The following is a 26,899-nucleotide window of genomic DNA, read 5'->3' as shown; positions in this document are numbered from 1 at the left end:
ACCACCATGTCCGGCATGGACAGCGCCCGCTGGCTACAGCTGGACGAATTCGGTTTTCATCACACGCTGGCAAGCCTGCCCGGCAATACGCTGGTGCTGTTTGGCCAGCCCGGCTGCTCTGCATGCCGCGCCTGGCACCAGCTGCTGGACAGCTGGCAACCTGACTGCCTGCAACAGCTGGCCTATGTCGATGTGCAAGAGAGCATGGCTTTGGCGCACGCCTTCGACATTTTCCACCTGCCCACCCTACTGCTGTTTGTCGACGGCCAGTATCACGGCCAGCTGCACAGCCCCATGCAACGCCAGGCCATCAACACTGCGCTGGAACAACTGCTGGCCGCACCGGCGAGCGAAGAACCCTGAAATAAAGCAACAAGGGCTGCCCGTGGGCAGCCCTTGTTGTTGCCCCCCCTCTCGCTTTCCTTTCAGAAAGCGAGGCACCCCTTCTTCAATTGGCCGGGTAAGGGCGGGGGGATAGGGAATAGATGGGAAGGCTGCGGAATCCAAGAGTTAGTCGAAAGGCCCGGCTTTGCCGGGTCCGCTGAAATCTCAGCAAATTACTTTGTCAGCAGCCTGGGCTGCCAGTGGGCAGCCCTTGTCGTTGGCAAATGGTCAGATGCACCTTACAGGTCGCTACTGCCCTTGCCACCTGCCGGCGCAGTGTCTGCCGGAGTCGACACCTCACCCACCGCACTGAGCATGTCCTGCGGAATGGTGACCCAGCCCATGCTGCTGGCCATTTGCAGGCTGATTGCCAGCGTCAGCATGGCCACCGGAGCAAACAGCATCACCCCCAGCAGCACGCGTACCCGGGCAACCCCGGACACCACCGCCATGCTGTTCACCATCAGGGCGATGGTCAGCAGGGACAGTGCCAGATCGGCACCGAGAGCCGCGTCGTCCGGCAACCAGCTGGTCAGCGGCTCGATAAACTGCAGGCTGTTGCACAATACGATCAGGCCGAATAGCGAACCCTCAGGCCGCCATTTGGCCAGCCGCAACCACACCGTGATGAACTGGGTGAACAGCAAGGTTTCCAGCCAGGTAAACATCAGCATGAACAGCATGCGGCCGAGCACGTTATTGCCCAGCTCACCGGTGCCGCCGCTAGCCACCAGTCCGAGGACCGTCAGCAACAGGGCCGGCATCCAGCGCGGATACTGGTATTGCTCCAGCGGACCAACGCGAAAACGCAGCAGCCCCAGCAAATCATCAATCAGACGGTGCATGATGCCGGCTCAGTCAAAAACAACGGTCTTGTTGCTGTAAGACAGGATGCGGTCATCCACATGCCAGCGCACGGCACGGGACAGCACCACTTTTTCCAGGTCGCGGCCCTTCTGGATCAGGTCTTCCACATCGTCACGGTGCGAAATGCGGGTGACTTCCTGCTCGATGATCGGACCCTCGTCCAGATCTTCCGTCACGTAATGGCTGGTCGCGCCAATCAGCTTCACACCGCGGGCAAAGGCGCGGTGATACGGCTTGGCACCATCGAATGCCGGCAGGAAGCTGTGGTGGATGTTGATCACCCGGTCCGGATAGCGTTTGACGAACTCACCGGACAGTACCTGCATGTAACGCGCCAGTACGATGAAATCGGCACCAGCCTCTTCCAGCAGGCGGAACTGTTCGGCCTCGGCCTCGGCCTTGTTCTCGCGCGTCACCGGGATCACATGGAAGGGAATGCCGTTGAACTCAACCAGACGGCGGCAATCCTCGTGATTGGAAATCACCAGCGGAATGTCGCAGTTCAGTTCGCCAATGCGCCAGCGGTGCAGCAAATCCACCAGGCAGTGTTCGTACTTGGATACGAAAATGGCCATGCGCGGCTTGCGGCTGGACAGGGAAACCTTCCAGGTCATGTTGTGCTCGGCGGCAATCGGCTGGAACGCAGCGGCAAACGCATCCATCGGCAGGGTAAAGCCGTCCAGCTCCCACTGGATACGCATCAGGAACAGGTTCTCGCTGGTATCCTGATGCTGGTCGGCATGCATGATGTTGGCGTTGTAAGTCATCAGGAAATTGGCCAGGGCCGCTACCAGGCCCTTCTTGTCCGGCGCACTGATCAGCAGCGTGGCCGATTGACGGGTATTGCTCATTATTACAGTCTCTTTGTCATTACATGATCAACGGCAGCCTTGCGGCTGTCACTTGCCAATTCCGCGTCGCCGTCACCATCCGGCAAAAGACAAACGCCACACGCCACAGGGATGACTACTCCCTGCAGCCTGTGGCGCTGGTTGCCGGTGACGGGATCAGGCGTTCAGATTGGCCGAATCCAGCGTATTCTGCAACAGCGTTGCCACGGTCATCGGACCGACACCACCCGGCACCGGGGTGATGAAACTGGCGCGCTCGGCAGCGGTGGCAAATTCCACATCGCCAGCCAGCTTGCCGGTATCCAGGCGGTTGATGCCCACATCAATCACCACGGCACCGGGCTTGATCCACTCACCCTTGATGAAGCCGGGAATGCCCACCGCCGCCACCACGATGTCAGCCTGGGCCACTTCATGTGCCAGGTCGGCAGTGGCGCTGTGACATACCGTCACCGTGGCACGTGCCAGCAGCATTTCCAGCGCCTGCGGACGACCAACGATATTGGATGCACCCACGATCACGGCTTTTTTGCCCTTGGGGTCGATGCCGTATTCTTCCAGCAGGGTCATCACACCACGCGGCGTGCACGGACGCAGCAGCGGCATCTTGATGGCCAGACGGCCCATATTATAGGGATGGAAACCGTCGACATCCTTCTTCGGATCGATGCGCTCGATCACGGCTTGCGGATCGATCTGCTTGGGCAGCGGCAGCTGAACCAGGATGCCATCCACGGTGGCATCGGCATTCAGGGTGTCAATGATGTCCAGCAATTCCTGTTGGCTGGTTTCAGCCGGCAGATCGTAGGCAACCGAACGGATGCCTGCTTTTTCGCAAGAACGCTTCTTGCTGCCTACATAGACACTGGATGCCGGGTCGTTGCCAACCAGGATCACTGCCAGTGCGGGGGCACGCTTGCCTGCCGCCACACGCTGTTTCACGCCTTCGCCTACCTTGGCGATGAGTTGTTCTGCTACTGCCTTACCATCAATGAGTTGCGCCGCCATGCCTGATTCCGTATGGAACTTGAAAAGAGGCGGCAATTTTCTCATTTTTTGGCTTTTTACGAAACTACAAAAATACATTAGGAATAATTTCACGTAAAGCAAAATTCACACAATAAGCATCTATTTATCATGAAGTTAGTCGAGACTCTCCTGCACGCTGGCCATCCTGCCGCAGCGGGCAAGCAGGTGGCGGACAAAAAAAGATTGCAAGACGGTGTTGACAGCAAAAGGGCCTATCCGTATAGTTGCGGTCTCTGTCGTCGGGGCGTAGCGCAGCCTGGTAGCGCACCTGATTTGGGATCAGGGGGTCGCGAGTTCGAATCCCGCCGCCCCGACCAGAAAAAGCCCGATAAGTGAGTGCCCGTAGCTCAACTGGATAGAGCACCGGCCTTCTAAGCCGGGGGTTACAGGTTCGATTCCTGTCGGGCGCGCCAGTACCCCAGTTTTTGTAGTCACTGGCAGTTGTAGTAGAATGCAGTACCCTGTGGTGGATGTAGCTCAGTTGGTAGAGTCCAGGATTGTGATTCCTGTTGTCGTGGGTTCGAGCCCCATCATCCACCCCACCTTCTTTCAGACGGTCAGCCCATGGCTGGCAAGTCAACCCGCTTCGGCGGTGGATGTAGCTCAGTTGGTAGAGTCCAGGATTGTGATTCCTGTTGTCGTGGGTTCGAGCCCCATCATCCACCCCAGTCTTGCAAGAAAAACCCGGCTTTGGCCGGGTTTTTCTTTTCCAATGGCAAAATCTTTCACATTTGCGACAAAAAGCATCGCGATCCCCTCTTGTCTGACAATGGAAGCACCGTATAATCGAATCCATTTGCATTTATCCGATTGACTGACAGATCCTAAAAAACCATGACTACCCTGCAGCCGATCAAGCGCCAGACGCTGACCAGTGCCGTAACCGAATCGCTTCGCCAGCGCCTACTCTCGGGTGAGTTTGTTGATGGCCAGCAATTGCGCCAGGAAGCCCTATCCAACGAATACGGCGTCAGCCGGGTGCCGGTACGTGAAGCCCTGCGTCAGCTGGAAGCCGAAGGACTGATCCAGATCATCGACCACAAGGGCGCCGTGGTGTCCAAGCTGTCGCTGGAAGACGTGCTGGAACTGCTGGAAATCCGCGCCATGCTGGAAAGTGCGGTGCTGAAGGCCTCCATTCCCTGTCAGACCCCGGCCGACATCGTGCTGGCAGAACAAACCCTGCACGAATTCGAGCTGGCGCTGCAAAAAAATGACGTCCGCCACTGGGGCGAACTCAACTCGCGCTTCCACCTGGCACTGTATCGCGCCGCCAAGCGCCCCAATACCCTGGCGCTGATTGAACAGCTGCACAACAAGACCGACCGCTACACCCGGATGCAGATCCTGTTCACCCGCACCATGGAACGCGCGCACGAAGAACACACCCGCCTGCTGGAACTGTGCAAGCAAGGTGCCGCCGAAGAAGCTGCGGAATTCATCCGCTTTCACATCCTGTCGGCCGGTCATGCGCTGGAGCACTATCTGCAAGGCCAGCAAGGCCATTAACGCCGCCTGCGTTAGCACCATACAACGACCAGCCTTGCGCTGGTCGTTTTGCTTTCAGCTTGGCTGATACGGCTGATAAGCATCGCGCCAGCGCTCAGCCTCGGCCCGCAGGCAGTCGGCCAGCTGCAAGGTAGCCGGACCCGCCTGCGAGGGGTCGGCCAGCACCAGATACAAGGCCGCCTTGCGCAAACCACCATGCGCCAGCGGCAATGGCCGCAATCTGCCCGCCGCCACCGCAGGGGCAATGCGGTGCCAGGCCAGCCAGCCAAAGGCAAAGCCCTGCTCCACCGCGGCAATGGCCGTTTCCGGTTGCGACACCGTCCAGCGCTGCCAGGCACCCAGCCAGCCTTCATCGCGCGGCTGGCGCTGGCCGGAATCGCGCAATACCACTTGCACATGCTGTTGCAAGTCTTCCATTTCCAGCGCCCGACCAAGCCGGTGCAAGGGGTGGTCCGGCGCAGCACAGGCGACAAACTCCGCCTCCAGCAACCAGTCACCCAGAAAACCCTGCGGCACCCGCCCCGCCACCGCCAGCTCCACCTGCTGGCCATGCAGCGCATCATCCGCGCCGGACATCACCACCTCGTGCATTTGCAGGCGGGTACTGGGGCAATGACCGGCAAACTGCCCCAGCGCCGGCAACAGCGCCGGGGTGGGAAACAGGCTGTCCACCGCCAGCCGCACTTCGGCCTCCCAGCCTTGCAGCAAGGAACGCGCCTTCTCCTCCAGCCGCAATGATGCCGCCAGCACGTTCTGTGCATCACGCAGCAGCACTTCGCCTGCCGATGTCAGCACCATGCGCCGTCCTTGTGCCTGCAGCAAGGGCACACCCAGCTGCTCCTGCAATTGCGCCACCATATAACTGACCGATGACTGGCTGCGGTGCATGGCCCTGGCTGCCTGGGCGAAACCGCCTTCACTGACAATGCATTGCAAGACCTGCCACTGCTCCCAGGTAGTTCTGGCTTGTTTCATTTATTTGATTTTCAGATTGATTACTACTGATTTTTGCGCTTTTTTATTCAAATTTCCACTGCAATAATGCAGTCCATGATCAACGGCCAGGCCCAGCAGCGCCGGCCCCGACAAGGAGATGCAAGATGAGCACGCACAACATCAGCCGCGAAGTGGAACGCCTGATCAATGGCATGGAGGTTTCCGATGGTGCCGGTGTCCGCCTGTTGCGGGTACTGACCCACGACCTGCAACGCCGGCTGGACCCCTTCCTGATGCTGGACGAATTCCGCTCGGACAATCCGGATGACTACATTGCCGGCTTCCCGGACCACCCGCACCGTGGCTTCGAAACCGTCACCTACATGCTCGATGGCCGCATGCGCCACCGCGACAGCACCGGGCAGGAAGGCCTGCTAGGGCCGGGCGGTGTACAGTGGATGACCGCCGGACGCGGCCTGATTCACTCCGAGCTGCCAGAGCAGGAAGACGGCCTGATGCATGGCTTCCAGCTGTGGGTGAACCTGCCGGCCAAGAACAAGATGATGGACCCGTGGTATCGGGATATTCCTTCGGCAGAAATTCCGGAACTGCAAACCGGGCACGGCAGCCGCCTGCGCCTGATTGCCGGTTGCGTGGCCAACCAGCCCGCTGCCATCCAGCGTCTGGATACCGAGCCGCTGTATCTGGACGTGCATCTGGCCGCCGGACAGGAAGAATTCCTCTCCATTCCGGCAAGCCATAATGCATTCATCTATGTTTATCAGGGCGAGCTGGAGGCTGGCAGTCACGGCCAGGCGGTCAAGCAGCGCCAGATGGCCATTCTGGCCAATGATGCGGCTGCCGGTGGCATCCGCGTGACCAGTGACGCACCAGCGCGCTTCCTGCTGGTGGCCGGCAAACCCCTGAACGAGCCGATTGCCCAGTGGGGACCGTTCGTGATGAACACCCGCGCCGAACTGGAAGCGGCGGCTGACGACTTCCGCAACGGTCGTTTCTGAACCAACACACAGACAGTGGCTGTCGCCCTCACGGCGGCGGCCCTGTCAGCAGGAGCCCACACCATGAATACATGGAGCGAACGCATCAGCGCCAAGGTCAGCGATATCGGCTTTCCGGTGCGCCGCCTGCTGCCCAGCCGCACTGCCCGTCATATCGGTCCCTTCATTTTTCTGGACCACATGGGCCCGGCCCATTTCAATCTGGATCAACGCGACAACGATGTGCGGCCGCACCCGCATATCGGCCTGGCCACCCTCACCTATCTGTTCAGCGGCGCGCTGATGCACCGTGACAGCCTGGGCAGCGTGCAGCGCATTGAGCCGGGCGCGGCCAACCTGATGATTGCCGGGCGTGGCATCGTGCATTCGGAACGCATTCCGGAGGACATCCGCAGCAGCGGTACCCCGGTGGAAGGCCTGCAACTGTGGCTGGCCTTGCCGGTGGCACTGGAAGAATGCGAACCGGCCTTCATCCACTACGACCGCGACGCCCTGCCCTCATGGCAACAGGATGGCAGCCGCATACAACTGGTAGTGGGCCATGCCTGGGGCCGCAGCGCACCGGTAGCCTTTCCCGGTGACGCACTGTATGCCGTGGTGGACATGGATGCCGGCGCAACACTGGACATTCCGCTGGGCTTTGCCGAGCGTGGTATTTACCTGGCCAGCGGCAGCCTCAGCCTGGGCGATGAAAACCTGGCCAGTGGCGAACTGGGCCTGCTGCCGGACACGGCCACACCGCTGCGCCTGACTGCCCGCGAACCCAGCCGCCTCGCCTTGCTGGCCGGTCCCACGCCGGACGCCCACCGCATTCTGGACTGGAATTTCGTCTCTACCCGGCTGGAGCGCATCCGTCAGGCCAGGGACGACTGGCAGCAAGGGCGCTTTGCTCCGGTGCCGGGCGAAACTGAGTTCATCCCGCTGCCAGCACGCGGCTGAGGCGCTTACTGGTGCGGTTTGTCAGCCGGGTAGGCATACACCACCCGGCCACGTTCCACCTTGCCGATCACCGGTACGTTCAGCTCCAGCGCCTCGTGGTCGTTGCGGCTGAATGGCTGCTTGTAGGTGGTGATCACTCCGGCCACCGGTTGATGCAGGTTTTCCAGCGCACGCACAATGGCAATGCCATCCAGCGAACCGGCCTGACGGATGGCTTCGGCCATCAGCTTCATGCCGTCATAGCCTTGCGCTGCCGAAGGTGGTGAAGGAATGCGACGGGTGTGGAACAACCACTGGTAGCCATCCAGAAAGTCCCGCCGTCTGGGGGTGTCATCTTCGGCCGGAATATAGCTTTGCACCATGCGCGCGCCTTCGCCATTGGGGCCGGCATTATCGATGAAGTTGGACATGGACAAGGTCCAGCTGCCGATGATGGGTACTTTCCAGTCCATGCGTGACATGGTATTGGCCAGCTCGGCCAGTTCCGGGCCGATGGCATAGGTAAGAATGGCCTGACTGCCGGCATTGCGTGCCTGCAACAGTGCATTGGCCATGTCCCGCTCCTGCAGGTTGAAGCGCGCCACATAGCTGGGCTTCAGGCCGTTCTGCCCCAGCGCACGCTCCAGCTCCATCAGGCCCTGATAGCCGTAATTGGTGTTGTCGGCAAAAATGGCCAGCTTGCGATAACCCGAACGCTGCACCGCCTCGCGCACAATCAAGGGCGCTTGCAGGTCGTCCGCTGCCGCCACCCGGAAAATATAGTTGTCGGTATTGCCATGCAGTGGAAACTGCCGGGTCAAGATGGCTGCGGTGGCCACCGCCAGCATCACCGGCACCCGCGCATCCTGATAGTTCTTGCTGGCCGCCAGCGCCACCCCGGTATTGACGAAGCCCACCACCGCCACCACCCGGTCCTGGGTGAGCAATTGCTGCGCCACCTTGATGCCACGCGCCGGGATGCCGCCATCGTCACGCTCCACCAGCTCGATGGGCCGCCCCAGCACACCACCGGCCTTGTTGATTTCGGCCGCGGCCAGACGGATGCCGTTGCGCATGCTCAGGCCCATGGGGGCAGAACCGCCGGTAAAGGCGCCTGGCACACCAATACGGATGGGTTGTGGTGCAGCCAGCACCAGGCTGCACAAAAGGCCCAACCCTATCCCACAGATGATGCTGATGCTGCGCATGCCGCTTGTCTTCCTACCTGATCAAAACCAGCCGCGAGATTACCCCCGGCAAGGGTATGGACTCAAGTAGCACGCGAATTTGCACCAGCAAGCGCCACAACTGCGGGCCAACCCTTACAGTCAGGTTCTCCCACTTGTCGTAAACTGGAGAAAATCATACCGGCCAGTACGTATTGCTGGCTTTTGCCACCTCTAGCCTACCGCCTTCCTATGCGCACACCCCGCTTTTACGCCTTACGCAAACGCAGTGGCTGGTATCAGTTGTTTCCCAACACCACCATCGTGCTGTTCTTCCTCACCATGGGCGTGATGCTGTGGACGCTGGACGCGCGCGAGGCAGAGCAGCAAAAAAGCAATCTGGCCCGCGATGCCTTGTGGGCCGAACAAACCCTGCAACTGAAGCTGGAAGACAATCTGGCCCAGTTGACCGACCTGGCGCGCAGCATGGGTAGCGGTGAAACCGACGAAGCCGGCTTCCAGACCCAGGCTTCCCAACTGCTGGCCAATACCCCGGAAATGCTGGCGCTGGCGCGCAGCGACAGTCACGGCATCCTGCGCTGGACTGCCCCCTACGAAGATGGCCCGCTCTCCCCCGGCGCCAGCATCCAGGCACCGGCCGCTTTCAAGCTGGCCCAGCAGAACGGGCGCTTTGCCTACAGTGCGCCGTTTCAGCGCAGCAACGGCAGCTGGCGCTACGAACTGGATATCCCGCTGTACCAGAACGGCCAGTTCAACGGCATGCTGGTGGCCATGTTCGATGCCGACAATGTGGTCCGCCGCCTGCCACCGGCCTGGTTCAGCGAAAAATACCAGCTGGAACTGCAAACCCGCGACGGCAAAACCATTGCCGCCAATGCCGTCAGCCGCCTGCGCGGCGGCGTGGCAGAAAAACTGGAACTGCCCGGCACCGGGCTGGTGATTACCGCCCGGCCGGTAAAGGGTGCGATGACCCAGGCCCGGCTGCTGCAACTGGGGCTGATTGCCGGCATGGTACTGCTCACCCTGCTCAGCCTGCTCAGCCTCAACCGTCATATCCGTGGCCGGGTGGAAGCAGAACGCGAACGAGACCGGGTATACCGGCTGTCGCAGGAAATGCTGGGCGTGGTGCGGCGCGACACCACCATCCTGCAACTGAACCCGGCCTTTGAAAAAGGGCTGGGTTATAGCGCAGACGAACTGTTGGGCACGTCCTTCCTCAACTACCTGCTGCCCGAAGAACGTGAAAGTGCACGCGACAGCTTCGAGCGGCTGTTTGATACCGGCGGGGCTGACCGCTTTGTGCAAACCCGCATCCTCACCAAATCAGGCGAGGTGCGCTGGATCGTGTGGGCGCTAAGTCCCTTGGCAGACAGCGGCGTGGCCTATGTGTCCGGCCGTGACATCACGGCAGAAAAACAGGCCGAACAGGCGCTGCGTCAGGAGTCCGCCTTCCGCAAGGCGATGGAAGACTCACTGGTGGTGGGTATCCGCGCCATCGACCTGCAAGGCCGCATCACCTATGTCAATCCGTCGTTTTGTGCCATCACCGGCTATAGCGAGCAGGAGCTGATCGGCCAGGCCGCCCCCTACCCCTACTGGCGGCAAGGGGTACTCAGCGAAGGCAACCGGCGCGACCTGGAAGACACGCTGGCAGGCGAAGCGCCACCGGAGGGCTTCCAGTCCATCCTGCAACGCAAGAATGGCGAAGTATTCGACGCCCACATCCTGGCTTCGCCGCTGATCGACGCCCACGGCCACCATACCGGCTGGATGGCGGTGCTGACCGACATCACCGAGCGGCTGGAAGCCCAGCGCCGGCTGGAAGCCTCGCACGACCGTTTTGTCACCGTCATCGAAGGACTGGACGCTGCCGTGGCCGTGGTGGACCCGGCATCGCTGGAATTGCTATTCTGCAACCAGCGCTATCAGCAGTGGTTCACGCCGGACCAGCCCGCCGACAGCCAGCTGGGCTATTGCGACCTGCGGCTGGTGGAGCTGATGCGCAGCGCACGCGACGTGGACATGGAAGTGTGGATGGACCCGCCCTCGCGCTGGATTTCCATGCGCCGCCGCAGCATTCGCTGGGTGAATGGCCGCATTGTCTCCATGACCATTCTCACCGACACCACCCAGCAGCACGACGCCGAAGAACGCTACCAGCAGCAGATGCAGCAGCTGCAATCCACCTCGCGCCTGGTCACCATGGGCGAGATGGCCTCCACCCTGGCGCACGAACTGAACCAGCCGCTATCCGCCATTGCCAACTACCAGGCAGGCTGTATCGAGCGCATCCGCCAGGGCAAGGCCACGCCGGAAGCGCTGCTGCCGGTGATGGAAAAGATTACCGCCCAGGCCGAGCGCGCCGGCACCGTGGTGCGCCGCATCCGCGAATTTGTCAAACAAAGCGAGCCGGACCGCAAGACCTGCCAGCTCACCGACATCATCGAAGCCTCGCTGGCCATTGCCGATATTGAAGCCCGCCGTCAGGCCGCCACCATCGACATCCGGCTGGACAAGGACCTGCCGCCACTCTATGTCGACCCCATCCTGGTGGAACAGGTGCTGCTCAACCTGATCAAGAACGGCATCGAAGCCATGCAGGACTGCACCCCGGCCGAACGCGTGCTGCATGTGGAAGCGCGCCAGCTGAACCCGCGCCGCATCGAAGTGGCCATCAGCGACCACGGCCACGGCGTGCCGCTGGACCTGAAAGAACGCCTGTTCGATGCCTTCTTCACCACCAAGGCAGAAGGCATGGGCATGGGCCTGAATATCTGCCGCACCATCATCGAGTTCCACGAAGGCCAATTGTGGGTGGAAGACAAGCCCGGTGGTGGTAGTATTTTCCGATTCACGCTACCGGTGTCCGAAACATGAGTGCCAGCTCTCCCCAGGTTCACATCGTCGATGACGACGAAGCATTCCGTGACTCGCTGGTTTTCCTGCTGGAAAGCCACGACTACGCCATTTCCTGTCATGCCAGTGCCGAAGCACTGCTGGAAGACTTCCAGCCGCGTGGTGCCGGTTGCCTGATCGTGGATATCCGCATGCCCGGCATGAGCGGACTGGAACTGTTTGATGAACTCAGCGCCCGCCACAACCCCTGGCCGGTCATCTTCATCACCGGCCATGGCGACGTGCCGATGGCGGTGCAGGCGGTCAAGCGTGGCGCGCATGATTTTCTGGAAAAGCCGTTCAACCAGCAGGCCCTGCTCAATACCGTGGACAGCGCACTGGCACTGAGCCAGCAGCAGCAGGCCAGCAGTGCCGCGCGCGACCGTTTTGCCGAATGCCTGGCCTCGCTCACCATCCGCGAACGCGAAGTGCTGGACAAGGTGGTGGAAGGCAAGATGAACAAGGTGATTGCCGACGAACTGGGCATCAGCATCAAGACGGTGGAAGCCCACCGGGGCAAGATGATGGACAAGATGAAAGTGCGCTCGATTGCCGACCTGGTACAGGCGGTGATGGCCAATCGCTAGAGGCTGGTCCGGGGCAGCCCTGCGGAATCAGGATAATCCCTAATGGAAACAGAGCTTTCCATTGCGTAACATCTCAGTTCACCCTGCCTGTTTCCGCACCCTTGACCGCGGATGCAGGCTGCGCTTGCACGGCGTTGACATGGGGTGAAAGTTAACCCTCCGTCGGAGCCTGGCTCTGACCCTGCAGACCCCGACCAGTCAGACTGGCGGGGTGTTTTTTTGCCCGTACCCTCACTCCGGACTCCCAGGCAGCGCCGCACCAGGCGGGACTGCGCGCGAACTCAACACCATGACAAGGCCGATCGCCCATACCAGAGGGGCAATGGGATAAAGCAGCATGGAATACCACATCAGCATCATCATGTTCTGGTCATGCAACAAGGCCGACAGCAGCGACGGCAGGCCAAGGGCAAGCACTACCAGCACATTCATGCTGGCCAGCAGCCAATGCCCACGTCGATAGCGCTGTTCACGCGCCGGTTGCCGGACCAGGGGCGAAACTTCGTGTTTGGCAAACAGTACCAGCACGGCAATAAACACCAGCAGGTAGGACAGCGGCCCCAAAACAAAGAGCACCGTGCTGAATACCAACTCGCCCAGTACCAGTACCGGTATAAAAAGATTCCATTTGGCCAGACGCATCATGCCCCCGTATTCATTGCGATCCGCCCTGCTGACAATGACAGGCCGGCCATAAGCACCGCCAGCCATAGCCCAAACGCAGTGAGTGGCAGCACAGGTGATTTAAATTTATTTGTCATTAAATGGCAGCATGTCACAGGGCAATGACAAGTGCAATAATGCGCGGCAGGCAAAAAAATGCCCGGCAACGCCGGGCGAGAGACAAAGTACTACACAAAGCACAAGGAAAATCAGTCGTAGCTAAAGTGTGCGCGTTTCACATTGCACAGCACTTCGTAGGAAATGGTGCCCGCCTGGGCCGCCACTTCATTGATGTGGATGGTGTCGCCCCACAGCTCCACCTCGCTGCCGATGCCGGCTTGCGGCAGATCGGTCAGGTCCACCGTCATCATGTCCATCGACACGCGGCCAATCACGCGCGAGCGCACGCCATCAATCGCCACCGGGCTGCCGGTGGAAGCAAGACGCGGATAGCCATCGGCATAACCACAGGCAATCAGGCCCACGCGGGTGGGACGCTCGGCGACAAAGCTGGCGCCATAGCCCACCGGTTCGCCAGCGGCCAGTTCGCGCACACCAAACACGCGGGTGCTCAAACGCATTACCGGCTGCAAGGCAGCGCCCTGATCGAAACCGGCCGGCAGCGGCGAGGCACCGTACAGCATGATGCCGGCGCGGTTCCACTGGCGGTGCGAGCGTTCGTGGCACAGGATGCCTGCTGAGTTGGCAATGCTCTCCTCGCCGGACAGATAGCGGCATACGCTGTCAAACGCTTCCAGCTGGGCATGGGTGGCAGACAACTGCGGTTCGTCGGCACGGGCAAAGTGGCTCATCTTGACGATCTTGCCTACCTTGCCACTGGCCATCAGCTTGCAATGCGCGGCAGCGTAGTCCTGCGGGAAGAAACCGGCGCGATGCATGCCGGAATCCATCTTCAGCCACACGGTGTAAGGCTTGGCCGGATTGGCCTGCAGCACCATCTCCAGCTGTTGCTGGCTTTGCACCACAAACCACAGATCATGCTGTTCGACATCGGCCAGTTCGGCCGCTTCGAACACGCCTTCCAGCAGCACGATGGGCAAGGTCACCCCGCCTTCGCGCAGCTGGATGGCCTCTTCCAGACAAGCCACGGCAAAACCGTCGGCCACATCGGCCAGTGCCTGGGCACAGCGCACTGCGCCGTGGCCATAGGCATTGGCCTTGATCACCGCCAGAGTCGGGCCACCGGCCTGCTGTTTGGCCAGCAGGTAGTTATGGCGCAGCTTGTCCAGACGGATACTGGCAATCAGCGGGCGCATGCGCTCAGGCCCCTGCGTTGGCGGTGCGGGAGTGCATCGGCACAACCAGGGTTTCGCCCTGCTTGGCGTAACGCTGGATGGACAGGCCGTCCACGCTGATTTCCGGCTGTACGCCGACAATCTGGTCGGCCAGCACCTTGCCGGAACCGGCGCTCATGGTCCAGCCCAGCGTGCCGTGGCCAGTATTGAGCGACAGGTTGGCATAACGGGTGGCACCGATGATGGGCGTGCCATCCGGGGTCATCGGACGCAGGCCGGTCCAGAAGGTGGCTGCCGGAATGTCGCCACCATCCGGGTACAGGTCGCCCACCACCATCTCCAGCGTTTCACGACGACGCGGGTTGAGGTCCAGGTTGTAACCGGCCAGCTCGGCCATACCACCCACGCGGATACGGTCGTTGAAACGGGTGATGGCCACCTTGTAGGTTTCGTCCAGAATGGTGGAAACCGGTGCCATGGCCGCATTGGTGATCGGCACGGTCAGCGAATAGCCCTTGACCGGGTATACCGGAATATCAATGCCGAGGTTTTGCAGCAGGTCACGCGAGTAGCTGCCCAGCGCCACCACGTAGTGGTCGGCAGTCAGCATTTCGTCGCCGATGCGCACGCCGGTGATGCGGCCGTTATGGGTTTCGATGGCACTGATGTTGACGCCAAAGCGGAACTTCACGCCCTTGGCGGCAGCCAGTTCGGCCAGACGGCTGGTAAACAGGTTGCAGTCGCCGGTTTCGTCGTTCGGCAGTTGCAGGCCGCCGGTCAGCTTGTGCTTTACCTTGGCCAGTGCCGGTTCCACACGGGCGCAGCCGTCCGGGTCCAGCACATTGAAGTCCACACCGCATTCTTTCAGTACGGCGATATCCTTGGCCATGCCTTCCACTTGTGCCTGCGAGCGGAACAGCTGCAGGGTGCCGCCCTGACGGCCTTCATAATCCAGGCCGGTTTCGGCGCGCAGTTCCTTGATCTTGTCGCGGCTGTATTCCGCCAGGCGCATCATGCGGCTCTTGTTGATGGCGTAGGATTTTTCATTGCAGTTGGCCAGCATCTTGGCAATCCACTGCAACTGGTAAACGCTGCCATCCGGCTGAATGGCCAGCGGCGCATGGCGCTGGAACATCCACTTGATGGCCTTGGTCGGGATGCCGGGAGCCGCCCACGGTGCGGAATAACCCGGGGAAATCTGGCCTGCATTGCCGAAGCTGGTTTCCAGTGCCACACCGTCCTGACGCTCCAGAACAGTCACGTCCACACCAGCCTTGGCCAGATACCATGCAGTGGATACACCCACCACGCCACCACCCAGAACGATTACCTTCATTTCCTCTTTCTCCGTGCCGCGCATCATGCGCTTAGTGATTTTGTGTAGTATATTTATTTCAATGCAGTTTTTTTCACCAAATTAATACAAAGTCACATTCTATTTTCCTGCGAAATTACACTTTGATAGTGAATCATGAAAGTAAAACACACGCACGCCAGAGAACTGGACAAGATCGATCTTAAGATATTGAAATGGTTGCAGAAAAACGGCCGCATCGCCATGACGGAGCTGGCGGAAAAGGTGGGGCTCTCCACCACGCCCTGCACCGAACGGGTAAGGCGACTGGAGCGCGACGGCGTGATCGAAGGCTATTACGCCCGGCTGAACCCGCATGCCATGGGCGCGTCACTGCTGGTATTCGTGGAGATCAAGCTGTCGGCCAAGTCGGGCAATATCTTTGACGCCTTCCGCCGTGAAATCCAGAACATCCCGGAAATCCTGGAATGCCATCTGGTATCCGGTGAATACGACTACCTGATCAAAGCCCGTATTCCGGACATGTCGATGTACCGCAAGCTGCTGGGAGAAATCCTGCTGCAATTGCCCAATGCCAATGAATCACGCAGCTATGTGGTAATGGAAGAAGTCAAGGAAACCCATATGCTGGCCCTGCCGGAGTAATCCCTGCCTTGCCGGTCCACAAGTCCCGCCCCTCGGGCGGGCTACCTGTACTTGTGGGAAGGAGATGATAATCATTCTTGCTTTTCAAGCATCCCGCCGTTTATACCTGATTAATTTTTCTGGTTTCCCGGTAAAACCTGGCTCGTTCCCTTTTGCATTCAGTCCTCCAGCACTTGCGCTTGCCCTCCTGCCGCTACACATGGCCGGCACAAGCGCTTGGCGGACCCCACTGACAGGAGTGCATCATGTTCGGATTCGGCAACAAGAATCAGGCCCAGCAGGACAGCGAAAAGCAGCTCTACCAGTTCACGGCCATGCTGGACCATGTGGACAACCTCATCATGCTGGCTGATACCAGCGCCGATAACGTCATCTTCTACATGAACCGCACCGCGCGGGATGTACTGGCCCATCACCGCAGCGCAATGAACGAGAAATTCCGTGCCGGGGTTGATGTCAACAACGCCTTCCAGCACAGCATTCACCAGTTTCACCGCGACCCGGAACGCATCCGCCGCATCCTGAACGACATTGCCGCACAGCGCATTACCCATCATGAAGCCTTGATTCCGGTGGCCGGCGTCACCTTCAAGACCAAGGTGTTTCCCATCTGGGATGCACAGGACAACAACAAGCTGCTCTGTTTCATGGCCAGTTTCCAGGACATTTCAGCCGAAGTGGAAGCCCAGAGGCTGCGCGATGCCAATGACCAGCGTCGCCTGTTTCTGGAAGAACGCATTGGCGAGCTTTCCGGCAATGTCCAGGCCATGACGGCCACCATCGAAATGGTCGCCGTACGCACGGCATCCGCCTCGGACTCGTCCAATGAAATGCTGAACCGGGCACGCAAGGGCAAGAGCATGATTGAAAACAACTCATCTGCCATGCGGGCTGTGAGCGAGCTGGTGAGCGGCACAGCAGACAATCTGGGCTCGCTGGGCAAGCAATCGGAAACCATTGGCCAGATCGTCAGCGTGATCAAGGACATTGCCGACCAGACCAACCTGCTGGCGCTGAACGCCGCCATCGAAGCGGCCCGTGCCGGGGAAATGGGCCGTGGCTTTGCCGTGGTGGCCGATGAAGTGCGCAAGCTGGCCGAGCGCACCACCAAGGCAACGCAGGAAATCGGCAGCATGATCCGGGATATCCAGCAGGAAGTGCACAGCAATATCAGTTCGATGGACAAGGGGCGCGATCAGGTAAAAGCCACCGAGCGCGACTTTGCCGAAGCCGAAGCCGCCATTGTTGACATTGTCGATCAAATCAACCATGTGCGCGATTTTGTCATCGAAATTGCCAATGCCGCAGAAGAACAAGCCGCCACCGCGCAGGACATCAGCGACAAGCTGGCAGAGATCGCCAGCCACTGAAGCCTTGCCGACAAGCCAGCGGGGATGACACCGCGCACGACTTGCCAGCCAGCCAGTCAGCGTTTAGTGTGATGTGCCATCCCAACCTTCTCCGTTTGCCCCATGAGCCTGCAATCCGTCCGCGACTTTTTTGCCGCCCGCAATCTGGATATTCCCATCATCGAGCTGGAAGTCAGCACCGCCACCGTGGCGCTGGCCGCCGAAGCCCACGGCGTGGAGCCGGGGCGCATTGCCAAAACCCTGTCTTTTCGCCTGAATGGCGGTGAGGTGATCATTCTGGTCACCCGTGGCGATGCGCGCATCGACAACCGCAAGTTCAAGGAAGCCTTCGGCAAGGGCAAGATGCTGGCCGTGGAAGAAGTGGTGGAGCTGACCGGCCACCCGGTAGGCGGTGTCTGCCCGTTTGGCCTGGCCCAGCCGCTACCGGTATATATGGATGCCTCGCTGCGCGACTTTGACGAGGTTCTTCCGGCAGCCGGGGCCATTCACAGCGCGGTACGCATCACCCCGGCACTGATGGCCGAGATTACCGACGCCCGCTGGGTGGATGTGTGCCAGCCCAGCGCCGATAGCGGCAGTGCCAGCACGCTCAGCGCGACGGCCACCAGCTAGGCTGCTGCTCAGGCGACGGCGTAACGCAGCATGGCGCTGCGGTCTATGCCCACCGCCAGCGTGCCACCTACCTGCAAGTTGGCACCATAGCGCGCCAGCTCTCGCGCTGACAGGGTCAGCGTCAACTCCCCGTCCCTGCTGGCCACCGTCACCCGCACGCCGTCCGCCAGCTGGATGATGCGTTGCACCTGTGCCAGCGGCTGGTCCGCGCCCAGGCACAGGGCCTGCTCCGGCACCACCCCCTCCTCCAACACGTTTTCATAGCCGATGAAGCGCGCCAGCCAGGGCGTGGCCGGTGCCGCCAGCAGTTGCGCCGGGCTGGCGCATTGCACAATGCGACCATCCTTGAGCACGGCCACGCGGTCGGCCAGGGCAAAGGCTTCTTCCCGGTCGTGGGTCACCAGAATGGCAGGCATGCGCTGGCGCTGTAATTGCTGGCGGAATTCCAGCTGCAACTGGCGGCGCAAGTCGGCATCCAGACTGGAAAACGGTTCGTCCAGCAATAGCAGCCGTGGTGCCGTCACCAGCGCCCGCGCCAGTGCCACGCGCTGTTGCTCGCCGCCGGACAAGGTCCACACCTTGCGGGTTTCCATACCGGCCAGACCAAGTTGCTGCAAGCAGGTACGTGCCTGCTGCTGTGCCGCCGCGCGTGCCAGGCCGCGCTCACGCAGGCCGAAACAGACATTGCCTAATACATCCAGATGCGGAAACAGGGCAAAGTCCTGAAACATCAGCGCAAAGCCACGCTGCTCCACCGGCACGGCAGCCAGGTCCTGCCCGTCAAACAGCATGCGGCCGCTATCTACCGGCTCCAGCCCGGCAATCATCTTCAGCATGGTGCTTTTGCCGCCGCCGGACGGCCCCAGCAAGGCCAGTACCTCGCCCTTGGCCAGTTGCAGGCTCAGCCTGTCGGCCACCAGCTTGTCGCCAAAGCGCTTGCAAACACGATCCAGTTGCAGCATCTCAGGACTCCTTCTTCAATGGGCGCTCGGCGGCCGATGGCCATTCGATCGCCACAAACGCCAGCAAGGCCAGCAGCATCAGCACGGCGGACAACAACATGGCCAGCGCGGCGTTATCCGGCCCGGGCCGACCCAGCCGCTGGTAAATCAGTGTGGTGAGCGTCAGCCACTCCGGCCGGGACAAAAACAGGGTGACGGCAAACTCGCCCAGCGCGGTGGCCGCAGCAAAGGCCAGGCCCCGGCGGAAAGCCGGTTGCAACAAGGGCCACAGCACACGGGTAAAGGTTCGCAGCGGTGATGCGCCCAGACTGCGCGCCGCCTGCGGCCAATGCGGCGGCAGGCTGTCCAGCGCACCGGCCAGGCTACGCGCCACAAAGGGATAGGCCAGCAAGGCATAGGTGGCCAGCAGCAAGGCCAGGCTGGCCGTCCATTGCGGATAAAGCAGCAACAGGCCAAACGCCAGGCACACCGGCGACACGATGAAGGGCAGAAAAGCCAAGGCCCGCAAAGCGAGGCTGGTGCGCGCGGCCAGCGCATGCAGGCAGCCCAGCCCCGCCGCCAGCAGCACCGCCAGTGCGCTGAAGCGGGCCGAATTGAACAAGGCCAGACGCACATCTTCATCCGCCAGCATTTCCGGCCCCAACAGCCACAAGGCCTGGGCCGCCTTCCACAGCACGGCCAGCAGCGGCAAGCCGCCAAACAGCAGCAGCACCGCCAGTGCCGCCAAGAGTTGCAGCCATTGTGCGCCTTGCGGTGGGCGCGGCGGCAGCGGGTCCACTTTCAGCGGTGCGGCCAGGCTGCGTTCCAGCCAGGCATACAACGTGGCCATCAGCCCGGTCACCAGCAGCATCAGCACGGCCAGCGCACCGGCATCGGCCAGATTCAGCTCGTAAGCCACCAACTGGTAGATTTCCACCTCCACCGTGGCATAACGCTGTCCGCCCAGCAGCAGCGCCAGACCAAAACCGGAGAAGCAATACAAAAACACCAGACACAACGCAGACCACAACCAGGGCCGCACCGCCGGCCACTCCACCCGCCAGAACACCCGCCACGGCGTGGCACCCAGCGTGCGCGCAGCGGCAATCCGGCTGGCCGGTATCAGCGACAAGCCTTCACACGCGGCACGAATCACCAGTGGCAGATTGAAAAACAGATTGCCGTACAGCAGCAGCCAGGGCGTGTCCTGCAGATTGATACCCAGCAAGCCTTGCGGGCCGAACAGCGCCAGCACGCCCATGCCGGCCACCAGCGTGGGCATGACAAAGGGCAGCATCAGCAGGCGCAGAGTCAGGCGGCGTCCCGGAAACTGATAGCGCGCCAGACACCAGGCCAGCGGCAGGCCCACCAGCAGCGCGGCCACACAGCTGGCGGCCGCTTGCAGCAGGGACCAGACAATACGCCATTGCAGGTAGGAATCGGCCAGCAGGCCAACAGAAAACTGCCCCTGCCCCTCTTGCAGCAAACGCAGCAAGGGCAGGATGGACATCAGCAGCAGAAAGGCCAGCGGCAACAGCGCCAGCGCAAGGGTACGGCGGCGCGCTGTCATGCATGGTCCTGCTGGAAAGGCCAGTCGGCCACCAGCACGTCTTCCGGGCCGTCCTCCGGGTCTTCCACCCGCTCCAGCCAGCGAAAGCCCAGCCGGGCCGCCAGCTGCTGCGAGGGCAGATTGTCCGGGCTGATGGACAAGACAAAACGCTTTACCCCGGCGGTGTGTACCGCCCAGTCGGCACAGGCGGTCAAGGCTTCGGTAGCATAGCCCTGACGACGGAATGCCGGCAGCACGGTGTAGCCCAGCTCCACATCACCGCGTCCGGCCAGATAAGGATGACCGGGGCAGGTATGGAAATTGATATGCCCTACCAGCTGGCCGGTTTCGCGCAGCAGCATGGCGCGCATCGACCACGGCGCGTAATCCGGCTCGCTGGCCATCTGCTCCAGCCGGAGCGACATCACGGCCGCTTCTTCCAGCCAGTCCAGCGGCACCTCACTACCCAGTGCCACGGCCGCCTCGGCCAGGCGCGCATCAATACAGGCCCGCAGCATGTCCGGCGTCAGATGACGCAGGATCAGCCGCGGGCTGAGGATGTCGGCAATCGGGGGGCTGGTGTGCATTACTGGCCGGACTTCAACACGATGCGGGTCCACTTGCCTACCCAGGCGGTGGTCTTGGCGGCAATCTGGCGGCTATCCGGCGTGGTGTGCGCCGTCGGTTTTTCCGCATGCTGGAATACCGGGTCCAGCGCGATGCCTGGCTGTACCGGGTACATCCACATGCTGGTGGGAATATCCTTCTGCACCGCGTCCGAACGCAGGAACTCAACAAACTTGCGCGCCAGCGCCGCTTCCTTGCCGCCCTTCACCAGCGCCGCGCCTTCCACTTGCTGGAACACGGCACCGGGCAGCAACAGGTTACCGGTCGGCGAGGCCGTCAGTTTTTCCTTGCTGTAGAACACTTCCGCCGCCGGGCTGGTGGCATAGCTCACCACGATGGGGCGGGCACCGCCATTGCGGGAGAAGTCGGTGTAATAGGCTTCGGTCCAGCCCTTGCTCACCTTCACCCCGTTATCACGCAGCTTGCCCCAAAAGGCCATGGCCTTGGCTTCGCCCATGGCGGAAATGGTGGACAGCAAGAATGCCAGGCCGGGGCTGGAGGTGGCCGGGTTTTCCACCACCAGCAGGTCCTTGTAGGCCGGGCGGGTCAGGTCATCCAGGGTTTTGGGCAGCGGCAGCTGCTTTTTGGCAAACCAGGCTTTGTCGTAGTTGAGCGTGACATAGCCGTAATCGATGCTCACCGCGCCGGGCAGCGACACCGCGCCGCCCTTGTCGCTCATCGGCAGCAGCACACCGGCAGTTTCGGCCTTGCCAATCAGGGTGTTATCGATGCCGTACACCACGTCGGCAATCGGGTTGGCGCGGGTCAGGATCAGCTTGTTGACCATCTCCCCGGCATCCCCCGCCTTGATGATGCTCAGCTTGACGCCGTTCTGCTTCTCGAACTCGGCCAGCAGCGGCTTGGCCACGGCAAAAGAACTATGGGTGAGTACGCGCAACTCGGCAGCGTGGGACAGTCCTGCGGCCAGCAGTGCGGCCAGCAAGGTGGTGGTTTTGAACAATTGCATGACATTCTCCGTGCGACAAAGCGCAATCGCAGGAGCAAGCGAAACAACAGACGGGTTGGCCTTCTGCATCACGCTCCCTCCGCTGGCATTATCCAGTTCAGGTTCTAGGGTGTTTCTCAGCCCGCGCGGGGCACCCCTGGTGATTGGCGGCATCCTTCAGATACCTGCCGACATGTCCGCTTACAAGGCGTTACCCGTTTTTCACGAAAATTAACACCCTGCCGCCAACAAACAATGGATTGTACACACTTTCCCGCCATGATGAATTCACAACAACAGCACGCTTGTTCAACCGCAGCAACAACAGATAACCCAGGGAGTACCACCATGAAACTGTCTACCCGCATCATGCTGATCAGCCTGTCCGCCGTCACCTTCGCCAGCCTGTCCGCCAGCGCATCGGCCGAAACCGAATGGCAAAAACAGCACCCGCGCCGCGCCGAAGTGAACCACCGTCTGGCCAATCAGGACAAGCGCATCCATCAGGAACGCAAGGAAGGTGAAATCAGCAAGCAACAAGCACACGAACTGCACCAGCAAGACCGCGCCATCCGCCAGCAGGAACGTGCCGATGCCCGCCTGCACCACGGCCACATTACCAAGCAGGAACAAAAAACCCTGAACCAGGAAGAAAACACGGTCAGCAAGGAAATCGGCAAGTAAAATCCAGCCATGGGCTGGCCGCCCGCCAGCCCATTCTTACCGTCCCCCACAGCACTGGCAGCAGCTACCAGGCCGTGTTGCGGGCCGGTTTTTGCTGCGAGGCCATCCGTGAACATTGTCATCCGTCTGCTTCTGCTTGCCATGCTGCCGCTGCAAGCCTGGGCCGGCATCGGCGAGGCTGGTGCGCGTCATTTGCTGTCCCGTACCGGTTTCGGGGCCAATCCGGCGCAAATTGCCCTGTATGCACCGCTCAGTCGCCAGCAGGCGGTGGACCGGCTGCTCGATCACGTCAGCTATACCGCCCTCACCGCCCCGCCCGCCTGGGTCAACGAACCGTTTGAACGACCGGGCAAACCCAATCTGACTGAAGACGAAAAGAAAGCCCTGCAAAAAGAGCGCAACGAACATGCGCTGGAACTGCGCGGCTGGTGGCTGGAAGAAATGCGCATCAGCCCCAGCCCGCTGACCGAAAAAATGACCCTGTTCTGGCACAACCATCTTGTTTCCGGCCTGGACAAGGTGGGCGTGCCGCAGCTGATATATCAACAGAATGTTTTGCTGCGCAAGCAGGCGGTGGGCAACTTCGGCCAGCTATTGCACGCCATCGCGCGCGACCCGGCCATGATGCGCTACCTGGACACGGTGAATAACCGCAAGGGCCAGCCCAATGAAAACTTTGCCCGCGAGGTGATGGAACTGTTCACCCTGGGCGAAGGCCATTACAGCGAACAGGACATCCGCGAAGCCGCCCGCGCCTTTACCGGCTGGTCGCTGGACAAGGACTTCCAGTTTGTCTACCGGCCGAACCTGCATGACAACGGCGACAAGACCATCTTTGGCCAGCAAGGCAATTTTGATGGCGACGACGTGCTGGACATGCTGCTGCGCAAGCCGCAAACCGCCCGCTTTGTCACCCTCAAGCTGTGGAAATACCTGGTTTCCCCCACTCCGAACGAGGCCGACATCCAGCGCCTGTCCGCGCTGTTCTACCGCGACAATTACGAAATCCGCCCGTTGCTGCGTGCCATGCTGCTGAGCCCTGCTTTCTGGAACAGCCAGGGCCAGCTGGTGAAATCGCCGGTGGAACTGACCGTGGGCACGCTGGTGACCTTCGACCTCACCCCGCCGGACTGGCGCGCGCTGGCCGGACTTAACCGCCAGTTGGGGCAGGACGTGTTCAACCCGCCCAATGTCAAGGGCTGGCCCGGTGGCGATAGCTGGATCAACAGCACCACCTTGCTCACCCGCAAACAGTTTCTCGACCGCCTGAGCCACGACGCCGCTCCCATCCGCAACAGCTTTGTCATGGCCGATGGCCAGATGGACGAACAACGTGGCCGCGAAGCCCGCATCCGCCGCCTGGTGCAGGCCGGTCTGCGCCCCATCAAGCTGCAACCGGACGAATGGGCCGCCATCTACCACGTCAACACTGCTGCCGATGCCACACGCCTGCTGCTGGCCGTGCCCCCTGCCCAGCCGCTGCCAGCCGACATGAATGGTGCCCAAGCCATTGCCCCGCTGCTGCTGGACCCGGCCTACCAGGTGCACTGAACCGCCCACAAGGACACTGCCATGTTTCAACGCCGAGAATTTCTCAAAGCCATGAGTGCCGGCCTGCTGGTATCGGTACTGCCCAATCTCAGCTATGCACTGGCCCCGGCCGGCTACCAGCGTCTGCTGGTACTGGTGGAACTCAAGGGCGGCAATGACGGGCTGAACACCGTCATCCCTTACAACAGCGACGACTATTACCGCCTGCGCCCCAGCATCGGCATTGCCCGCCCGCAAGTACTGCAACTGAGCGAACAAGTGGGCCTGCACCCGGCCATGCAAAGCCTGCTGCCACTGTGGCAAAAGCAGGAAGTGGCCGTGCTGCAAGGCGTAGGCTACCCGGAACCCAATCTGTCCCACTTCCGTTCCATCGAAATCTGGGAAACCGCCTCGGCCAGCAACCAGTATCTGGGCGAAGGCTGGCTCACCCGCCTGTTTCGCAGCCAGCCCACCCCGCCCGGTTTTGCTGCCGATGGCGTGGTGCTGTCCAGCCAGAACCTGGGCCCGCTGGATGGTGGTGCCCGCGCCGTGGTGCTGAACAATCCGCAAGACTTTGCCCGGCAGGCCAAGCTGGCAGCGGACCAGCAAGCCGGCGCGCACAGCAGCGCGCTGTCCCACATCCTGAAAGTGGAAGGTGACATCCGCACCGCCGCCAGCGCCCTGCAACAACCGGTGATGAAACCACCAGCCAACCCGGCCGACGCCCCCACCGCGCCCCCCAAAGCAGTCGGCGGCTTTGCCCAGGCCATCAACACCCTGGCTGATATCCTGCAAAACGGCACCCGTATAGCCGTGGCGCGCATCACCCTTACCGGTTTTGACACCCACGGCAACCAGCAGCCCACCCAGGCCCGCCTGCTGGGCGAACTGGCCGACGGCCTGGCCCTGCTCAAAGCCCGCATGCAGGCCCAAGGCCGCTGGGACGACACCCTGGTATTGAGTTATGCCGAATTTGGCCGCCGCCCGCGCGAAAACGGCAATCGCGGCACTGACCACGGCACCGCCAACAGCCACTTCCTGCTGGGTGGACGCGTCAAGGGTGGCCTGTACGGCCAGACCGCCCCGCTGGCCGGGCTGACCGACGGCAACCTGCCCTACGCCATCGACTTCCGCCAGCTGTACAGCACCGTGGTGCAGGACTGGTGGGGGAAAGACGCCACCAGCCTGTTCGGCCAGCGCTTTGGCCGGCTGCCGCTGCTACGCGCCTAAGCCCGCAGCGCCTGCTTTTGCATGCGCTCGGCCAGGCGCAAATGGCAAGCTGCCGCCAGTTTGATCAGCTCGCGCGTGCTGACCGGCAGCGTCCCGCCCGCCGCCACGCGCTCAGCCAAAGCCGCCAGCGTGCTGACCTCGGTCTGCAAGGCCACCGTTTTGCCGGATGGCCTGCGCTGCCCCTGCTCGGCCTGATAGTGCAGGGAAACCAGCCAGCGCGACTGCTGCCACTCCGCCTCCCCTGCCAATACCGATTCCCACACCGCCTGCCCCACCTGCCGCGCCGCTTCATCGGCCAGGGCATAAGCCAGTTGCAGCTTGTCGTGGCCCGGCGGCATGTCCTTGTGCAAGACCGGCAGCAGGGTGTGCTCCAGCCAGTGTTGCAGCGGTTGGGCCTGTGGTTTGCCACACGTGCGCAGGACATCGCGCAGTTCTGTTTCGCTCAGGGTAAGCAGGGCCGGGCCGCTGGCGGGCGTCAGCAGGCAACCGGCCTTCTTGCCCAGCGCGGTTTGCAGGGCGGTTTCATCCCGGTATTTGAGCAGTTTGGCGATATCGGCCGCGACAAAGCGCGGGCCTTGTGCCAATGGAAAGACACCAAGGGTTTTCTTGTTGAAGCGCAACTGGATGGGCGGGGAGGTACTACGGAGAGGCGGTGCTTTTTTCATGTCAGAAGCTCCATGTGGCAGACGAGTCATTGCCATCCTTCGCCAGACGGGTGGCAAGCCAAAGCGGGGCTGGCGAACCGGCACATGGACCCGGCAGACCGTAAGGTCTCCCCACCCGGCCCGCCATTGAAGACATGAAGGTACACGAGTGCAACAAGCAACTACCGGAGCAGTTGCCTGCCATATGCCAGGGTCGCCAAACCCATGCTGTGTTGTTACGCACAGGAGGCCAAGACTAAGAACCTGACAACAGGAGAACAAGGGTAAGGACCGCCGCAAACACTGGCAAGATGTGCAGGTATGTCAGCGTTTCGGATTTACCGCTGACACCTCCGGGCACATGCCTGCACCTTGCAGGAAAAATCCTCACCGCACATGGCGTTGGCAAAGTACCAGTCCGTAGGGCGGAAGCCCCGGAATTACCGGGGCGTTCCGCCACGATCCGACCAGATGCATCCAGCTTACGCAGCGGAAATCACAGGGTTTTGCATCCGCAAACACGGATGATGATTTACATGCCGCTTCCGCGCGGCAGACGGGAAAGGGATCTTTGCTTGGCCAAAGATCCCCACTACGGAAAAGCTAACCACATCGTATGGCCTGCGGCGTCCCTCCGGGGCCTGACACTGCTGCGGCACGGCTGGAACTCGCGATTGGCTAAGGTCCAATCGCTCAAACGGCCAGCCG

25 protein-coding genes, 4 tRNA genes and 1 riboswitch are annotated in these 26,899 nt (G+C 61.3%); of the genes, 16 read left to right on the top strand and 13 right to left on the bottom strand.

Going from position 1 to position 26,899, the window contains the following annotated elements; all coding sequences use genetic code 11:
• Positions 1–6: 6 nt before the first annotated feature.
• Positions 7–363 (top strand): co-chaperone YbbN, encoded by a 357-nt coding sequence (locus tag DKK66_RS13635; protein WP_231588836.1) that lies wholly within the window; start codon positions 7–9, stop codon positions 361–363.
• Positions 364–623: 260 nt separating this feature from the next.
• Here the strand turns inward: DKK66_RS13635 and DKK66_RS13630 are convergent, their stop codons facing one another.
• The 3 genes from DKK66_RS13630 to folD form a co-directional block, all read right to left on the bottom strand.
• Positions 624–1,229 carry a hypothetical protein gene (locus DKK66_RS13630; RefSeq protein ID WP_207389784.1) on the bottom strand — a complete coding sequence of 202 codons (606 nt, stop codon included), beginning with the start codon at positions 1,227–1,229 and terminating at the stop codon, positions 624–626.
• Between the two features lie 9 nt (positions 1,230–1,238).
• Complete coding sequence (gene purU / locus DKK66_RS13625; protein ID WP_062789409.1) at positions 1,239–2,102, bottom strand: formyltetrahydrofolate deformylase; 864 nt, start codon at positions 2,100–2,102, stop codon at positions 1,239–1,241.
• A 156-nt stretch (positions 2,103–2,258) separates the two neighbouring features.
• On the bottom strand, positions 2,259–3,110 hold the full coding sequence (gene folD, locus DKK66_RS13620; RefSeq protein ID WP_045846097.1) for a bifunctional methylenetetrahydrofolate dehydrogenase/methenyltetrahydrofolate cyclohydrolase FolD: 852 nt from the start codon (positions 3,108–3,110) through the stop codon (positions 2,259–2,261).
• Between the two features lie 261 nt (positions 3,111–3,371).
• On the opposite strand from folD, the gene DKK66_RS13615 reads away from it, so the two are divergent.
• The 5 genes from DKK66_RS13615 (at position 3,372) to DKK66_RS13595 (ending at position 4,637) form a co-directional block, all read left to right on the top strand.
• Positions 3,372–3,448 (top strand) — tRNA-Pro (locus DKK66_RS13615).
• A gap of 19 nt (positions 3,449–3,467) precedes the next feature.
• Positions 3,468–3,544, top strand: a tRNA-Arg gene (locus tag DKK66_RS13610).
• Between the two features lie 53 nt (positions 3,545–3,597).
• Positions 3,598–3,673: transfer RNA gene (locus DKK66_RS13605), tRNA-His, on the top strand.
• Positions 3,674–3,723: 50 nt separating this feature from the next.
• Positions 3,724–3,799: transfer RNA gene (locus DKK66_RS13600), tRNA-His, on the top strand.
• 166 nt (positions 3,800–3,965) lie between these two features.
• Positions 3,966–4,637 (top strand): GntR family transcriptional regulator, encoded by a 672-nt coding sequence (locus tag DKK66_RS13595; protein ID WP_062789410.1) that lies wholly within the window; start codon positions 3,966–3,968, stop codon positions 4,635–4,637.
• 54 nt (positions 4,638–4,691) lie between these two features.
• On the opposite strand, the gene DKK66_RS13590 is transcribed toward DKK66_RS13595, so the two are convergent.
• Complete coding sequence (locus DKK66_RS13590) at positions 4,692–5,612, bottom strand: LysR family transcriptional regulator (RefSeq protein WP_131359002.1); 921 nt, start codon at positions 5,610–5,612, stop codon at positions 4,692–4,694.
• Positions 5,613–5,737: 125 nt separating this feature from the next.
• Between DKK66_RS13590 and DKK66_RS13585 the strand changes: the two genes are divergently transcribed.
• Both DKK66_RS13585 and DKK66_RS13580 read left to right on the top strand, forming a co-directional pair.
• Positions 5,738–6,592, top strand: a complete 855-nt coding sequence (locus tag DKK66_RS13585; RefSeq protein ID WP_131358997.1) for a pirin family protein — start codon at positions 5,738–5,740, stop codon at positions 6,590–6,592.
• Between the two features lie 63 nt (positions 6,593–6,655).
• Positions 6,656–7,531, top strand: a complete 876-nt coding sequence (locus tag DKK66_RS13580; protein WP_131358994.1) for a pirin family protein — start codon at positions 6,656–6,658, stop codon at positions 7,529–7,531.
• A gap of 5 nt (positions 7,532–7,536) precedes the next feature.
• Here the strand turns inward: DKK66_RS13580 and DKK66_RS13575 are convergent, their stop codons facing one another.
• Positions 7,537–8,718: an ABC transporter substrate-binding protein gene (locus DKK66_RS13575; protein WP_131358991.1), complete on the bottom strand. Its 1,182-nt coding sequence runs from the start codon at positions 8,716–8,718 to the stop codon at positions 7,537–7,539.
• A 210-nt stretch (positions 8,719–8,928) separates the two neighbouring features.
• On the opposite strand from DKK66_RS13575, the gene DKK66_RS13570 reads away from it, so the two are divergent.
• Both DKK66_RS13570 and DKK66_RS13565 read left to right on the top strand, forming a co-directional pair.
• Complete coding sequence (locus DKK66_RS13570; RefSeq protein ID WP_131358988.1) at positions 8,929–11,574, top strand: PAS domain S-box protein; 2,646 nt, start codon at positions 8,929–8,931, stop codon at positions 11,572–11,574.
• On the top strand, positions 11,571–12,179 hold the full coding sequence (locus tag DKK66_RS13565; RefSeq protein WP_131358983.1) for a response regulator transcription factor: 609 nt from the start codon (positions 11,571–11,573) through the stop codon (positions 12,177–12,179). The genes DKK66_RS13570 and DKK66_RS13565 overlap by 4 nt, the downstream gene beginning before the upstream one ends.
• A 231-nt stretch (positions 12,180–12,410) precedes the next feature.
• Here the strand turns inward: DKK66_RS13565 and DKK66_RS13560 are convergent, their stop codons facing one another.
• The 3 genes from DKK66_RS13560 to DKK66_RS13550 all read right to left on the bottom strand — a co-directional run bounded on the left by DKK66_RS13560 (position 12,411) and on the right by DKK66_RS13550 (position 15,434).
• On the bottom strand, positions 12,411–12,824 hold the full coding sequence (locus DKK66_RS13560; protein ID WP_131358980.1) for a hypothetical protein: 414 nt from the start codon (positions 12,822–12,824) through the stop codon (positions 12,411–12,413).
• Between the two features lie 227 nt (positions 12,825–13,051).
• Complete coding sequence (alr, locus tag DKK66_RS13555; protein ID WP_131358976.1) at positions 13,052–14,119, bottom strand: alanine racemase; 1,068 nt, start codon at positions 14,117–14,119, stop codon at positions 13,052–13,054.
• A gap of 4 nt (positions 14,120–14,123) precedes the next feature.
• The gene (locus tag DKK66_RS13550; protein ID WP_131358973.1) at positions 14,124–15,434 is read right to left on the bottom strand and encodes a D-amino acid dehydrogenase; all 1,311 of its coding nucleotides are present in this window, start codon (positions 15,432–15,434) and stop codon (positions 14,124–14,126) included.
• A gap of 135 nt (positions 15,435–15,569) precedes the next feature.
• Here DKK66_RS13550 and DKK66_RS13545 point away from each other — a divergent pair, with 135 nt between their 5' ends.
• The 3 genes from DKK66_RS13545 (at position 15,570) to DKK66_RS13535 (ending at position 18,040) form a co-directional block, all read left to right on the top strand.
• Positions 15,570–16,058 (top strand): Lrp/AsnC ligand binding domain-containing protein, encoded by a 489-nt coding sequence (locus DKK66_RS13545; protein ID WP_045846107.1) that lies wholly within the window; start codon positions 15,570–15,572, stop codon positions 16,056–16,058.
• Positions 16,059–16,303: 245 nt separating this feature from the next.
• The gene (locus tag DKK66_RS20700; RefSeq protein ID WP_131358969.1) at positions 16,304–17,428 is read left to right on the top strand and encodes a methyl-accepting chemotaxis protein; all 1,125 of its coding nucleotides are present in this window, start codon (positions 16,304–16,306) and stop codon (positions 17,426–17,428) included.
• 102 nt (positions 17,429–17,530) lie between these two features.
• Positions 17,531–18,040, top strand: coding sequence for a YbaK/EbsC family protein (locus DKK66_RS13535; protein ID WP_131358966.1), 510 nt, complete (start codon positions 17,531–17,533; stop codon positions 18,038–18,040).
• Positions 18,041–18,048: 8 nt separating this feature from the next.
• On the opposite strand, the gene DKK66_RS13530 is transcribed toward DKK66_RS13535, so the two are convergent.
• From DKK66_RS13530 to DKK66_RS13515, 4 genes are read right to left on the bottom strand one after another with little or no spacing between them, the layout of a single operon-like run.
• Positions 18,049–19,002 (bottom strand): ABC transporter ATP-binding protein, encoded by a 954-nt coding sequence (locus DKK66_RS13530; RefSeq protein ID WP_131358963.1) that lies wholly within the window; start codon positions 19,000–19,002, stop codon positions 18,049–18,051.
• Between the two features lies 1 nt (position 19,003).
• Positions 19,004–20,551, bottom strand: coding sequence for an iron ABC transporter permease (locus tag DKK66_RS13525; protein ID WP_131358960.1), 1,548 nt, complete (start codon positions 20,549–20,551; stop codon positions 19,004–19,006).
• Positions 20,548–21,117 carry a GNAT family N-acetyltransferase gene (locus DKK66_RS13520; protein WP_052693866.1) on the bottom strand — a complete coding sequence of 190 codons (570 nt, stop codon included), beginning with the start codon at positions 21,115–21,117 and terminating at the stop codon, positions 20,548–20,550. Before DKK66_RS13520 ends, DKK66_RS13525 begins: the two co-directional genes overlap by 4 nt.
• Complete coding sequence (locus DKK66_RS13515; protein ID WP_045846112.1) at positions 21,117–22,124, bottom strand: thiamine ABC transporter substrate binding subunit; 1,008 nt, start codon at positions 22,122–22,124, stop codon at positions 21,117–21,119. The genes DKK66_RS13520 and DKK66_RS13515 overlap by 1 nt, the downstream gene beginning before the upstream one ends.
• Positions 22,125–22,180: 56 nt before the next feature.
• A riboswitch (TPP riboswitch) is annotated at positions 22,181–22,272 on the bottom strand.
• 179 nt (positions 22,273–22,451) lie between these two features.
• Here DKK66_RS13515 and DKK66_RS13510 point away from each other — a divergent pair.
• From DKK66_RS13510 to DKK66_RS13500, 3 genes are all read left to right on the top strand, one after another.
• The gene (locus DKK66_RS13510; RefSeq protein WP_045846113.1) at positions 22,452–22,787 is read left to right on the top strand and encodes a hypothetical protein; all 336 of its coding nucleotides are present in this window, start codon (positions 22,452–22,454) and stop codon (positions 22,785–22,787) included.
• A gap of 108 nt (positions 22,788–22,895) precedes the next feature.
• Positions 22,896–24,338 carry a DUF1800 family protein gene (locus tag DKK66_RS13505; RefSeq protein WP_242673495.1) on the top strand — a complete coding sequence of 481 codons (1,443 nt, stop codon included), beginning with the start codon at positions 22,896–22,898 and terminating at the stop codon, positions 24,336–24,338.
• Positions 24,339–24,359: 21 nt separating this feature from the next.
• On the top strand, positions 24,360–25,547 hold the full coding sequence (locus DKK66_RS13500; protein ID WP_131358951.1) for a DUF1501 domain-containing protein: 1,188 nt from the start codon (positions 24,360–24,362) through the stop codon (positions 25,545–25,547).
• On the opposite strand, the gene DKK66_RS13495 is transcribed toward DKK66_RS13500, so the two are convergent.
• On the bottom strand, positions 25,544–26,212 hold the full coding sequence (locus tag DKK66_RS13495) for a BRO family protein (RefSeq protein ID WP_131358948.1): 669 nt from the start codon (positions 26,210–26,212) through the stop codon (positions 25,544–25,546). The two genes, DKK66_RS13500 and DKK66_RS13495, sit on opposite strands and share 4 nt — an antisense overlap.
• Positions 26,213–26,899 lie beyond the last annotated feature (687 nt).

The organism is Aquitalea sp. USM4 (assembly GCF_004328945.1).
Taxonomy (GTDB): domain Bacteria; phylum Pseudomonadota; class Gammaproteobacteria; order Burkholderiales; family Chromobacteriaceae; genus Aquitalea; species Aquitalea pelogenes.
This window is presented reverse-complemented; position numbering and strand designations above follow the sequence as displayed.